We start from the raw sequence: 13,893 nt of genomic DNA on the forward strand, positions 1-13,893 counted from the left end.
TTCACGTCGGATGTTTTCGATGGAACTGTTAGGCAGTTAATGCTTGATTTTTAAGTCGGTTCGCGAGATAGTTAATGTTTGCTTTTTCAGCAGGGCCGTGAGATAGTTAAGACAAAAGTGCACCACTGCTGTGGCGGATATCAGCAGTTATCAAAAAAATAAGAAAAGGAGCCGGCGCTTTGCCAGCCGGATAGCATGCAATCATTTTTTAAACTCAAAGAAAACAACACCACGGTACGCCGTGAGGTGGTGGCCGGGATTACGACTTTCGTGTCCATGGCTTACATTTTCTTCTTGAACCCACAAATTTTGGGTCAAACGGGGATGCCAGCTTTGGCTGTCTTCGTGTCAGCCATTATTGTGGCCGTTTTTGGAACTTTGGCGATGGGCTTGTATGCCAACGTTCCTTTTGCTCTAGCCCCTGGAATTGGGATGCAGGCCTATTTTACTTATACCATCGTCTTTGGCTTTGGCTTTAAGTGGCAACAGGCTTTGGCCATTGTTTTCTTGGTTGGAATTTTGGATGTCATGATTACGTTGACCCATGGTCGCCAAGCAATCGTGAAGGCGATTCCAACTGAGTTAAAAGCCGCAATTGGTGGTGGGTTAGGTGTCTTTGTGGCCTATATTGGCTTGAAGAATGCTGGATTCATCAACTTTGTTATTGATGGTAACAACTTGATTACCGTTAATGATCAAGCCTATCATGGTGGATCAGTTCATGGTCCATTGACCTCCTTGTTGGCTTCTGGTGGGGTAACACCAGAATTAACGAAATTTACGCAAGCACCAGCACTTTTGGCCTTGATTGGCTTGCTGTTGCTAACCTTTATGTTGATTAAAAAGGTCCCAGGCGCATTTTTGATTACGCTAATCGCAACGACTTTGATTGGTATTCCAATGGGGGTGACAGATGTGCAACTGTCATCAGCAACTTCTTTGTCACACGCCTTTGCTGAATTTTCATCTACCTTTGGTGCTGCTTTTGGTCCACACGGTATGCAGTCACTCTTTGGTACTTGGCAAAAGACCATTTTGGCGGTCGTAACGATTTTCGCAATGGGCTTAACTGGTTTGTTTGATGCGATTGGAACTTTGATTGGCATTGGTAACCAGACCGGTATTTTCTCTAAGGAAGACCAAGAAGCCTTTGTTGCTGATAACTCCTTTAATTCGAAGATGGACAAGGCCTTGGTTGTCGATACCTTTACGACGACCTTAGCGGGAGCTGTTGGAACTTCGAATACGACAACCTTCATTGAATCAGCGACTGGGGTCGCGGCGGGTGGCCGAACTGGTTTGGCCAATGTCATTACCTCGATTGGCTTCATATTGATGCTTTTCTTGGCACCATTGGTATCGATTGTGCCAACGGCCGCTATCGCACCACTGTTGATTGTGGTTGGAATCATGATGATGGCTGAGTTTAAAAAGATTGATTGGGCAGATTTGGCGGTCGCCTTGCCAGCCTTCTTTACGTCAATTTTTATGGCCTTCTCTTATTCAATTTCTTATGGAATTGCCGCAGGATTTATCTTTTATATTGTTGTCAAGATTGCCCAAAAGCAATTCAAGACGTTGCCACCAATTTTGCTGGTGATTACCGCCTTCTTCTTGATTAACTTTATCTTGATTGCGATTATTTAAAGCAAAACAGGATTGAAAGACGACTTTTGTCGTCTTTTTTTTGGTCAATTTCAGTACTGATTTGACAGAAAGAAGACTTTTACTAAGCGATTCAGACCGTTTTTTGCTATAATAGAGCTATGAAATATGGAACAGTAAAAATTTGGCAAGCCGAACGTGGCTATGGCTATATCACACCCGATCAAAAGGGACCGGACGTTTACGTCCATTTTAACGGCATTGCTGGTGATGGTTTTAAATCCCTTCACCAGGGGCAACGAGTTGCCTACGTCCTGGTTCAAGGCAAGGACGCCTTTCAGGCTGCCCAAGTCCAGGTTATCGACAGAAAGGACTAAGCATGGCGGAAAAAGAACGGTTTTTATCAAAGCAAGATGTTTACCAAGGCAAGATTTTCTCTGTTGAGAAGCGCCATGTGGAACTTGCTGACGGAAGTAAGGCGCAACGTGATATCGTCCACCATGCCTTGGCCGTTGGAATCTTGCCACTAGTAGATGCCGATCACGCTATCTTAGTTCGTCAATGGCGCGCTGCAGCCGATGATTTTGTTCTAGAAATCCCGGCTGGCAAAGTTGACAGTCGCGACCACGGAAACCAAGAGGAAGCCGCACGGCAAGCTGCTATCCGGGAACTCAACGAAGAGATTCGTTTTCATCCCGGTTCTTTGACGGCATTTGCGACTGTTTATGAAGCCATTGGCTTTACGGATGCAAAAATTGTCCTTTACCTAGCAACCGATATGACAGCTCTGGTAAATGCTAAACAACTGCCACAGGACCACGGCGAATCTTTGGACCTCTTGACGGTTTCCTATGATGAAATGGCCGCGCTTTATCAACGAGGCGAACTCAATGATCAAAAGACGTTGACGGCTTATTTCTACTGGACAAATTGGAGATTAACAAATGGCAAATAATCATTTTTTCACCCGGTCAGGGCAAAGTCGTGAAGATAAGAAGCGGGCAAAGATACGCAAGCAAGTTGAGCGTGAATATGAAAAGGCCCACCCGGATCAAATTACAGTGGTGGAGCCGGAAAACCGAGCCGAGATGCGCCTGACTAAAAAAGGTCGCTTTGAACTGGGATCAAATGGTGAATTAACAGAAAAGGGTAAGACAGACCGTCTAGCATACCGCTATAACCGTGGGATGATTTTAGTAGCAGTTTTGATTGTTTTGACCTATCTTTTCTTTTTCTTTGTCAATTTTAACTAAAGATCAGCGAGGAAACCTACTTTGAAGATTGGAATTATTACCCCAATGCCGGAAGAAAAAAAGGCATTGACGAACGCTATCCAAAACCCAGTTGAAAAAGACTTTGCTGATTTGACAGTTTTGGTTGGTGAATATGCTGGTCAAAAAATTTTTTTAGCGGAATCAGGGATTGGTAAGGTCGCTGCTGCAACGGCAACGACGATTTTAACCCAGGTTTTTGACGTGGATTTGGTCATCAATACCGGCTCTGCCGGCGCATTGCAACCAGAATTAGCCATAGGTGACCTGGTGATTGGTACGAAATTAACATACTTTGATGCTGACGTTACGGTCTTTGGCTATGACTTCGGACAGTTGCCAGCCCAACCAGCTTATTTTGAAGCTGATGCAGACTTGGTTCAGGCGTTTGAGGCCTTGACGGATAGCCAGGCCGGTTTGATTGTCTCTGGTGATAGCTTTGTTCAACAAGACAAAAAAGAAGAAATTAAACAACACTTTCCGCAGGCCCTTTTGGCCGAAATGGAAGGGGCAGCCGTTGCCCAAGTTGCAACGCGTTTTAACGTACCGTTTATTGTCTTGCGGGGCGTTTCTGATTTGGCTAATGGTGAATCATCTGTGACTTTTGATGAATTCGTTGTCGAGGCCGGCCAAAAATCAGCCCAATTATTACTGGCTTACCTAGATTCATTGTCTGCCTGAAGAGCGGATAGCCAGCAATTGAAAAAAATTTTGAGATAGAGGATAAAAAATCATGATTGCAGTTTATAATCAGGCAGCAGTTGGCGATATTTTAATGCTAACCTTTGCGCCAGCGACAAGCAAGGTGACCCAAGAAACCAAGGGACAGGTGACCAAGGTGGTTGATGCGCAAAGTAAGCAAACATTGGGCATCAATATTAATGGGGTCGGCCCAGCTTTAGCATTGACTGACCAAGCCGGTCAAGTTTTTTTGACGGAAAGCCAAGTTGCTCAAGTGAACCAGATTCTGCAAGATGCTGGTTTTGACGATGCTATTGCCGTTGAACAATCAAACTTGGTTGTTGGTGAAGTCGTTTCAATGACTGGACACCCTGATTCTGATCACTTGCACGTGACTCAGGCAAACGTTGGTAATGGGAAAAACCTCCAAATAGTTTCTGGTTCTCCGAACATGCAAGAGGGAATCCGTGTTGTTGTTGCTAAGCCCGGCACAATGATGCCTTCCGGTGCCATTATTTGGGATGGCGCTTTGCGTGGTGTGCCATCAGCTGGGATGATTGTTTCTGGCCGCGAACTTAAGTTACCAGGTGCACCTGATAAGCCAGGTGCACTAGTTCTGCCAGCTGATTTTGGCCAAATTGGCCAGGCTTTTGATGCTGTTGCTGCCCAAAGTTTGTATGCGGACGGCTTGATTGATACAAACTATTAAGAGGGGCGATTGTCATGTCAGAGAAGTATTATTTGATCGGGATTAAGGGTACTGGAATGGGACCTCTTGCCCAAATTTTGCATGACCAAGGTAATGAGGTCTTGGGGTCGGATATTGACCAGTTTACCTATACACAGGCGCCACTTGAGCAGGCAGGCATTAAAATTTTACCTTTTGACGCTCAAAACGTTTTGGATAATCAGGATGCGACTTTTATCCGTGGTAACGCCTTTGAGGATGACCAGGTTGAAGTTCAGGCCGCATTACAAGCTGGGGTTAAGATGATTTCTTATCCGGAGGCCGTTGCTAGGCAAATTGACCAGGCCACGACTATTGCGGTCGCTGGGGCTCACGGTAAAACATCAACTACCGGTCTTTTGTCACACGTCTTTAAGAACGTTGCCAAGACCTCTTACTTGATTGGGGACGGAACTGGCCACGGTGTGGCAGGTTCTGATTTCTTCGTTTTAGAGGCTGATGAATACCGGCGTCACTTTGCTCCATACCATCCGGACTATGCCATTTTGACCAACATTGACTTTGATCATCCGGATTACTACCATGATTTGGCAGATGTTCGCTCGGCTTTTGTTGATTTTGCCAAAGGTGTTAAAAAGGGCATTGTGGCTTGGGGTGATGATCCAAGTTTGCAGAAGTTGGGAGTTGACGTGTCCGTTTACTATTACGGTGATCAGGCCGGCCGTGATGACTTCTTGATTAGCAATGTTAAGAAGACGACTGCTGGCTCAACTTTTTCAGTCAGCTTTAAAGGGCAGGACTTGGGCGAATTTGCGATTCCAATTTTTGGTCAGCATAACGTCTATAATGCCACAGCGGTCATTGCCGTTGCATACCTGGAAGGTTTGGATTTGGCGAATGTTCGCGCGCACTTGTTGACTTATCCTGGGGTCAAGCGCCGCTTTTCTGAAAAGAAAGTTCAGGACATTGTCATTATTGATGACTACGCCCACCATCCAACGGAAATTCAAGCGACGATTGATGCTGCTTGGCAGAAGTACCCAGCAAAGGAAATTGTGGCGGTTTTCCAGCCGCACACATTTACTCGGGTGATTGCTTATAAGGATGAATTTGCCCAGGCTTTGCAGGCGGCTGATACGGTTTACTTGACGCCAATATTTGGTTCTGCCAGAGAAAGCAAAGGAACAGTTTCTGCCCAAGACATCGCCGATGCTTTGCCAAATGGCGCTGTTGTCTTGAAGGAAGACGATATATCACCACTGTTGAAACACCGTGACGCTGTTTTGGTCTTTATGGGAGCCGGTGATATTCAAAAGTACGAGTACGCTTATGAAAAACTGCTTGGCCAAACTTTGCCTGATTTGAATTAAGGGAAGACCCTTTAATCTAAGATTAAGATTTTTTTGTTATCATATAGATAGAAAAATTGACAATACCAATGGGAGGTATCTGATGGATAATTTTGATATGAACGCTCGCCGCGATGTGACGGGCGCTGATGAAGGCATGAAGTCCTTCTTCCAGCGTGTTTATGGCTATATGGCAATTGCCTTGGCTGTAACGGCCGTTGCCGGCTATGTCGTTCAACATTTCTTTTTGCAACAAGTTGCCCAACTCTTTTTGGGTAGCTGGATTGGGATGGCAGCGGTTGTTGTCGTTGAATTGGTCATTGTGGCCATGATTCGCAACGCTTCATTTGCCAATGATCCCTCCAAGGCCTTTGGTCTTTTGATGGCCTTTTCGGCTGTCCAAGGCTTAACGCTTGGTTTGATTTTGGCTGTTTACACGGTTGCTTCAGTCGGTGCTGCCTTTATTTCAACTGCGGCTTTGTTTGCCGGTATGGCTGCCTATGGTTATTTTTCAAAGAAGTCAATGGCTTCAATGGGCCCAATCCTCTTTGGCTCACTGATTGGGATCATTGTGGCATCAGTAATTAATATCTTCATGGGTTCTTCAATCATGCACTTGTTGATTTCAGTGGCAACTGTTATCGTCTTTGCTTTGTACACCGCTTACGACAACAATACATTGCGTCGGGTTTATGTTCAATTGTCAGCTAACGGTGCGAGTGAAGCTCAGACAACCGGGTTGGCCGTGTCTGGGGCTTTGATGCTCTACCTTGATTTCATGAACATTTTCTACGCTTTGATCCAACTTTTCGGCGATAACCGAAATTAACACGTCAGAAAAACTAACATCGCTCGCTTCGGCGAGCTTTTTTTGTGCTAAACTACAAACAAGTTAAATAAGGACTAACCAATGACTAAAAAACTACTCTTAATTGATGGAAATTCGCTGGCGTTTCGGGCTTTCTACGCGATGTACCAACAGCTAGACCGAATGGTAACACCGGAAGGATTACATACCAATGCCCTTGTGGCTTTTAATAACTTTTTAGAATCAATCGTCTTACCAATGCAACCTGACTATGCTCTTGTCGCTTGGGATGCTCAATCAGGTAAGGAAACCTTTCGTGGTGATCTTTATGCTGACTATAAGAGTGGTCGGGATAAGACACCGGTTGAATTTAAGGAACAATTTCCATACCTGCGTGAAATGGTGTTAGCACATGGTCTTCATAACTATGAACAAAATGGTTTGGAAGCAGACGATATCATTGGGACACTATCAAGGGAAGGAGAAAAAGCGGGTGATGACGTCACCATCATTACCGGAGACCAAGATTTGACGCAGTTGGCTACCGATCAGGTGACTGTGAAAATTACCAAAAAAGGTGTGACTCAGATTGAAGAATACACACCTGCTCATATAAAAGAAAAGTTCGGGCTGACACCAGCACAGATTATTGATAAAAAGGCTTTGACTGGTGATACATCTGATAATTATCCTGGGGTAACAAAGGTTGGTGAAAAGACAGCTTTAAAACTGTTAACTGAATACCATGATCTGGATAACTTATACGCCCATGTTGACGATATGAAAAAGTCCAAGATGAAGGAAAATTTGATTGCGGATAAGGAAGTTGCCTATCGCGCACAAAAATTGGCCACAATCATTACTGATGCTGATTTATCAATTTCCTTGGGCGACTTAGCCTACAATGGACCGAAAACCAAGGGCTTGGTTGAACTGTTTGAGAGCTTACATTTCAAATCAGCGCTGGCCAAGCTTAAAGCGCATCAATTGGTTGGTCAAGATGATACTTCCGTTGAAGAGGTCGAGTCACGAGACGCTAATTTTCAGCCAGTCAAGGAATTGAACGATGTGGCCTTAGCTGCCCTTGCCAAAGCAGATACCTTAGCGATTCAGATCGATACAGATGCGGATAATTATCATACAGCTGACATGTTAGCCTTTGCTATCGGTAATGATGATTTGGGGTACTTTGCCAGTCTTGACTTTACCTGGTTTGAAAATCAGACACTCCGTGACTTGATTGAAAACCCAAAACAGAAGTTACGACTTTTCAATGCCAAGGAAGTTTGGGTTTTGATGCATCGCTTGGATTTGCAGCTTGCTGGTGTTGATTTTGACTTTATGCTCGTCGCCTATCTGCTCGATACAGTTGGCAATGACAATGTCTTGTCAACCCTAGCCGCTCGCTTCGGTTTGTATCTGCCAGCTGATGAAGATTTTTATGGCAAAGGTGCCAAGTTTGCTGTGCCCACTGATGATCAGGAGGTTTATGATCACCTTGGACACAAGGCGGAAGTGCTTTATGGCTTGCGTGACAAGGCCTTTGAGGAATTGGCTGAGCACAAGCAAACAGATCTCTACCATGATGTTGAGTTGCCATTGTCATTTGTCTTAGCCAAGATGGAAGCCCAAGGGTTTGCCGTTAGGGAAGACCGTTTGGAAAAGATGGGCCAGGAACTTGACGAAAAAATTAGCCAACTCAAGGAAGAAATTTATCGGATTGCCGGTGAGGAATTTAACATTAATTCGACCAAGCAGTTAGGGACGTTGCTCTTTGAAAAGATGAAATTGCCAGTGATTAAGAAGACAAAGACCGGTTATTCAACTGCTGTTGAAGTCTTGGAAGAATTGGCACCACAGGCGCCAATCGTTAGCCATATTCTTGAATATCGGCAACTGGCCAAGATTAAATCGACTTATGTTGATGGCCTCTTGGCCGTTGTTGATCAAGCTGATCAAAAAATCCACACCCGGTTCTTACAGACGTTGACTCAGACTGGTCGGCTGTCATCGGTTGACCCGAACCTGCAAAACATTCCGATGCGGACGGAGGAGGGGCGTAAAATTCGCCACGCCTTTGTTCCCAGTCATCCCGACTGGTTGATTTTCGGTGCGGATTATTCGCAGATTGAATTACGGGTCTTGGCCGCCATTACTGGTGATCCAAACATGAAGAAGGCCTTCATGGATGATGATGACATTCACGCCGAAACGGCTCGCGCCGTCTTTGGCTTGAAGGCCGATGAACCGGTTGATGCTAGCCATCGCAGAACGGCTAAGGCCGTTAACTTTGGCATTGTCTATGGTATTTCTGATTTTGGTTTATCAAAGAACCTTGGCATTTCGCGCAAGGACGCTAAGGCCTTTATCGAAACTTATTTCAAGGAGTTCCCTAAGATTCATGGATGGATGGAACAGATTAAGGATCAGGCTCATCAAGATGGTTTTGTTGAAACGATTGAACATCGCCGTCGCTACCTGCCAGAGATCAATTCCAAGAACTTTAACCGTCGATCGTTTGCTGAACGAACAGCAATGAATTCGCCAATCCAAGGTTCGGCAGCTGATATTATTAAAATTGCCATGATTAAGGTTGACCAGGCCTTAACCAAAGAGGGCTTACAAGCCAAAATGCTTTTGCAAGTTCACGATGAACTGGTCTTTGAATGTCCAAAAGAGGAGTTAGAGCAAGTACGAAAGTTAGTAACCTCCGTGATGGATTCCGCCGTTCATTTGTCCGTACCATTGAAAGTTGAGGACCATGCCGGTCCCACCTGGTACGAAGCCAAGTAAGGTTTTCATCACCAGCTGAAAGGAGTTTTTCATGTCCAGTTCTGAATTGCAACGTAACCGAGCCGTTTTACCAATGTCAGCCGTCCGTGAGTTGACTCTTCTAACCGACCGCCAGATTCGTTACTATGAACAGCACGAATTAATCACTCCAAAACGTGGTAAGGGTGGTCAACGGCGGTTTTCTCTAAATGATATTGACCGCCTCTTGCAAATTAAAGATTACCTCGATGCTGGTGATTCTACTGCCGATATCAAAGAACTCTTTGCTAAGGCCGAGCGGAAAAATCAGCAACAGATTGGTGCTGATAGCAGTCTGCGCCGTTCATTGCAAGATGAATTTGCTCAAATTGCTCGCTTTAATAACCACTGATTTTGACGGTTGATTGACCGAACAAAATGTATTTTGTGAACAATGAATTGATGATTGAAAAAGCTGACCAGTTGGCCAGCTTGGCTGGAGAAAGCCTTCAGCCAAGAAAAAATGTACCCACTATAGCAGCCAAGTAAAGGAGTCTCCAATGGCAAAACCTTCTTACACAAAAGCAGACATTAAGCAGATCGTTCAAGACGAACAAGTTGAATTCATTCGCGTGACATTCACTGACGTGTTGGGCGCTATCAAGAACGTTGAAGTGCCAGTTTCACAACTGGACAAGGTCTTAGATAATGACCTGATGTTCGACGGTTCTTCAATTGAAGGATTCGTTCGGATTAACGAATCTGATATGTATCTTTATCCTGATTTGTCAACATTCATGATTTTCCCATGGGCAACTGACGCGCATGGTGGAAAAGTTGCTCGTTTGATTGCAGACGTGTATTCAAAGGACCGGACGCCGTTTAAAGGGGACCCACGAATTGCCTTAAAGGCTGCCGTTTCACGCGCCGAAGCCGAAGGCTTTACTGCTTTTAACGTTGGTACTGAACCAGAATTCTTCTTGTTCAAGTTAGATGAAAAGGGTGAACCAACCATGGAACTAAACGACCATGGAAACTACTTCGACTTGGCTCCATTGGATCGTGGTGAAAATGTTCGTCGTGAAATCGTTTTGACACTGGAAAAGATGGGCTTTGAAGTTGAAGCTGCCCATCACGAAGTTGCTGCTGGTCAGCATGAAGTTGACTTCAAGTATTCGGACGCTGTTGACATGGCTGACAAGATTCAGACTTTCAAGTTGGTTGTGAAGACAATCGCCCGTAAGAACGGTTACTATGCTACCTTCATGCCAAAGCCAGTCTCTGGTATCAATGGCTCAGGAATGCACACAAACATGTCTTTGTTTGATAAGCAAGGCAATGTTTTTGATGGTCATGATGCTGACAAGAATTTGGGTTTGTCTGATACAGCAATGCATTTCTTGGGTGGTGTTTTAAAGCACGCCCCGGCCTTGACTGCCTTGGCTAACCCAACGGTTAACTCATATAAGCGTTTGACGCCTGGCTTTGAGGCCCCAGTTTATGTTGCTTGGTCAGCATCAAACCGTTCACCAATGGTGCGAGTACCTGCCTCACGTGGTTTAGCTACTCGCTTGGAATTGCGTTCAGTTGACCCAACAACCAACCCTTACACCGTTTTGGCTGCAATCTTATCAGCAGGTTTGGATGGTATCGATAACAAGTTGGAACCATCGACTGCAGTTGATAAAAACATTTACTTGATGGACGAAAACGAACGTAAGAAGGCCGGGATTGTAAACTTGCCCGATACGTTGTTGGCTGCCCTTGATGAATTAAGTAATGATGATGTTGTCATCGATGCAATTGGTACTCATATTACTGATAAGTTTATCGAAGCAAAGCGCATCGAATATACGTCATATCGTCAATTCGTTTCACAGTGGGAATTGGATAACTATTTCATGAACTATTAATCCATATTTTAAAACCGGCTGTAGGTCGGTTTTTTTATAAATGAAGTAGATTTATTTGTTATTTGATATATTGAAAAAATAAAAGCATTTGTTATAATGTGTTTGTAACATAAATAATTTAATAAATGTATAAGGAAGATTTGTATGGAACAGAAAATTGAACATTACAAGATGTATAAATCAGGGAAAAAGTTGGTATATGCTTCAATTGTTGTTTTTTCATTGTTTGCAACGAGTGGATCTTTAGCCAATCAAGAAAAGGTCTCGGCTGATACAACACCATCAAGCAGTACAGCTTCGGTAGATGCTACAAAATCTGATGACACTCTTGTGCGAAGTGGGCAAACTTCAGCTGATAGTTCAAACCTTTCTGGATTGCAAATTTCAATTTCTAACGAAGCTCAAACCTTGGCTGCTGGTAACACACTGAATTTAACAGTGAATGTCAGTTTTAATTCTTTGGCCACTTCTGTTAAAGCCGGTGACAAGATTACGTTGACTATTCCTAACAATTTGGTTAATTGGGATGCGGTTACTACTACCGGTGGTAATCAATATGGAACTTTTTCTCATGACGCTTCATCAAATACGCTGACTTTTACTTTCTCTAAGAATTTTGAAAATCAAGTTGGTTCATTTGGTTTCGGAGTTCATGCCCCCATTAAGTCTGATGCACCCGATACAAGCGATAATGTGATTACATCTACATTTGTTGCTTCTGATGGGAAAAGTTTAACCATTCCAGTTTCTTATGCCAAGTTTAGTACAGGGGCAGTGCCTCCTGCACAGCCTCTGCCGGCTGGTACTAATCGTATGCAAGCCCCTGGAACTGGTGTCGGAAATAATGATCACAAGTATAGTGGTGATGATATTACGACTAATGATGCGGTTAGTCACTGGCCAGAAGTTTTTTCTAATCAGATTAATCAAGATGGGAAAACTATTACAACAAATGTAATGAGCCTTTATGATATCTTGCAACCGGATCAAGATAACTCAAAATCATTGACCGGTCGAAAATATCTGTTTAAAGTTTCTGGTCCCGATGCTTCGATTGATTACAATTCATTCCGTTTCAAGTTACCAAAAAATGGGACTACCACTGCAGGTCAGGGCTGGGGTACTTTAAGTCAAATTCAGAATGGAGATGTTGACGGACAGGCCCATCCAGGTTTTATTTTAGTTCCTTTATCCTCAACTGAAGCACAATTGATTATTCCTGATGGTATGAACATTCAAAACATGACCGTTTTCTTTAATCTAATTGCTCCAGATTATCAGGGAACTTATACTTATGATCAACCCTATACTGATAATCAAGGAACTGGTAGTTGGGATGTTTCATACAAAATGACTTGGCAAAATCCACATGATTATTTTGCTGCGGTACCGGTTCTTTCAGTTCCACAGTCTAAGTTCGCAATGACTACTGATAACATTCCTGATGTGAACGCTTGGCTAAAATCAGATGTAACGGCCAGTGTCACAACAGATAGTGGTAACGTTGATCTAACCAAGGATATTCAGATACTAAACGATGGTGGTGCAACGGCCGCTTGGAATAATAAGCAGCCAGGGACGTACACAGTTAGCTATCAAGTTGTTTATCAAACGACAGATTCTACCGGCAAGACCCTCTATTCAATGGCGAAGGCAACAGGTAGTGTAACGATTGCTTCTCCATCTAGTCCTAATGTTCAACAGGGCAGAGTGATTGTTCGTTATACGGACGAAAACAATCAAGAGATTGCTGGAATGCCTGAAAAAAAATTGATTGGTTTGACGGGAACTGTCTATACTGTTGATACACCAAGTATTAAAGGTTATCATTATCAAAAAGCTGATGCGGCATTAGTCGGTGCCTTTGGAACAAGTGATCAGCCAACGACGATAACTTTGTCGTACGCTAAGGATGCTCCAACCGTAACCAATGAAACGAAGACGGTTAATGAAACCGTGCATTATCAATATGCTGATGGTGGACAGGCTGCTGCTGATTACGTTGCCACTCCAGTTACTTTGACACGGACGGTTTCAACAGATGCTGTAACTGGCGAGAAAACTTATGGTAACTGGACTGCAGATCAAAGTTTCCCAGCTGTAACCAGTCCAGCACTGAAGGGTTATACCGCAAATCAGCCCGAAATTGCAGCTCAAACAGTTGATGGTGATTCAAAGGATTTAGATTTCATCGTTACTTACACTAAAAATGCGCCGGCTGAATCAACTGATACGAAGACGGTTAATGAAACAATTCACTATCAGTACGCTGACGGTAGTAAGGCAGCTGATGACTATGTGGCTACGCCAATTATCTTCACTCGTAGTGTCTCAACTGATGCCGTAACTGGTGAAAAGATCTATGGTAATTGGATAGCAAATCAAAGTTTTGCAGCAGTAACCAGTCCGACATTACAGGGTTATACGGCTGACCAAACGAGCATCGCTGCTCAAAATGTAACGCCAGATTCAAGTGACTTGGTTTACACCGTTAAATACACGAAGGATGAGCCTAAGGGCACGACAACGACTGATTCCCATGATGGAAATGTGGTTGGTCAAAATCAAATTGACAAAGTTGTTAATCCTCAGGCTGACACCAATCACGTTTTGCCAAATACGGGATTGAGGTCTGAACGAAGTCAGTCCAATACGAATCTTTTGTTTGCTCTATTTGCTAGCTTTGCAGGACTTGGAATTTTCTCACGTCGTAAGAAGAATAAGTAATAATATTAGCTAAATCAGAAGGCAAGAATCGTCTCTACGATTCTTGCTTTTTTTATGAAAAAAATACGAAATTCCTTGTGGTTAGTGGCAAAAGTAGGGA

Annotated in this window: 12 protein-coding genes; all 12 read left to right on the forward strand. The window is 43.7% G+C overall.

All coding sequences use genetic code 11. The features are described from left to right. The first annotated feature begins 195 nt into the window (after positions 1-195). Complete coding sequence (locus tag M3M36_RS06570) at positions 196-1,647, forward strand: NCS2 family permease (RefSeq protein ID WP_252773774.1); 1,452 nt, start codon at positions 196-198, stop codon at positions 1,645-1,647. 119 nt (positions 1,648-1,766) lie between these two features. After that, positions 1,767-1,982: a cold-shock protein gene (locus M3M36_RS06575; RefSeq protein ID WP_252773775.1), complete on the forward strand. Its 216-nt coding sequence runs from the start codon at positions 1,767-1,769 to the stop codon at positions 1,980-1,982. Positions 1,983-1,984: 2 nt separating this feature from the next. Then, complete coding sequence (locus M3M36_RS06580) at positions 1,985-2,560, forward strand: NUDIX hydrolase (protein ID WP_252773776.1); 576 nt, start codon at positions 1,985-1,987, stop codon at positions 2,558-2,560. Next, positions 2,550-2,858, forward strand: coding sequence for a hypothetical protein (locus tag M3M36_RS06585; RefSeq protein ID WP_252773777.1), 309 nt, complete (start codon positions 2,550-2,552; stop codon positions 2,856-2,858). The genes M3M36_RS06580 and M3M36_RS06585 overlap by 11 nt, the downstream gene beginning before the upstream one ends. 21 nt (positions 2,859-2,879) lie before the next feature. Then, on the forward strand, positions 2,880-3,557 hold the full coding sequence (locus M3M36_RS06590) for a 5'-methylthioadenosine/adenosylhomocysteine nucleosidase (RefSeq protein ID WP_252773778.1): 678 nt from the start codon (positions 2,880-2,882) through the stop codon (positions 3,555-3,557). Between the two features lie 52 nt (positions 3,558-3,609). Beyond that, positions 3,610-4,266 (forward strand): YtpR family tRNA-binding protein, encoded by a 657-nt coding sequence (gene ytpR / locus M3M36_RS06595; protein ID WP_252773779.1) that lies wholly within the window; start codon positions 3,610-3,612, stop codon positions 4,264-4,266. Positions 4,267-4,280: 14 nt separating this feature from the next. Continuing rightward, the gene (gene murC / locus M3M36_RS06600; RefSeq protein WP_252773780.1) at positions 4,281-5,615 is read left to right on the forward strand and encodes a UDP-N-acetylmuramate--L-alanine ligase; all 1,335 of its coding nucleotides are present in this window, start codon (positions 4,281-4,283) and stop codon (positions 5,613-5,615) included. 82 nt (positions 5,616-5,697) lie between these two features. Further along, positions 5,698-6,423, forward strand: coding sequence for a Bax inhibitor-1/YccA family protein (locus tag M3M36_RS06605; RefSeq protein WP_252773781.1), 726 nt, complete (start codon positions 5,698-5,700; stop codon positions 6,421-6,423). Between the two features lie 81 nt (positions 6,424-6,504). Then, complete coding sequence (gene polA, locus M3M36_RS06610) at positions 6,505-9,195, forward strand: DNA polymerase I (RefSeq protein ID WP_252773782.1); 2,691 nt, start codon at positions 6,505-6,507, stop codon at positions 9,193-9,195. 31 nt (positions 9,196-9,226) lie between these two features. Continuing rightward, entirely contained in the window at positions 9,227-9,565 is a 339-nt protein-coding gene (locus M3M36_RS06615) for a MerR family transcriptional regulator (RefSeq protein WP_252773783.1), read from the forward strand. A 148-nt stretch (positions 9,566-9,713) separates the two neighbouring features. After that, positions 9,714-11,066: a type I glutamate--ammonia ligase gene (glnA, locus tag M3M36_RS06620; protein WP_252773784.1), complete on the forward strand. Its 1,353-nt coding sequence runs from the start codon at positions 9,714-9,716 to the stop codon at positions 11,064-11,066. Between the two features lie 144 nt (positions 11,067-11,210). Then, positions 11,211-13,793, forward strand: coding sequence for a mucin-binding protein (locus M3M36_RS06625; RefSeq protein ID WP_252773785.1), 2,583 nt, complete (start codon positions 11,211-11,213; stop codon positions 13,791-13,793). The last annotated feature ends 100 nt before the right edge of the window (positions 13,794-13,893 follow it).

The sequence above is a fragment of the Fructobacillus americanaquae genome (genome assembly GCF_024029775.1).
In the GTDB taxonomy this organism is placed as follows: domain Bacteria; phylum Bacillota; class Bacilli; order Lactobacillales; family Lactobacillaceae; genus Fructobacillus; species Fructobacillus americanaquae.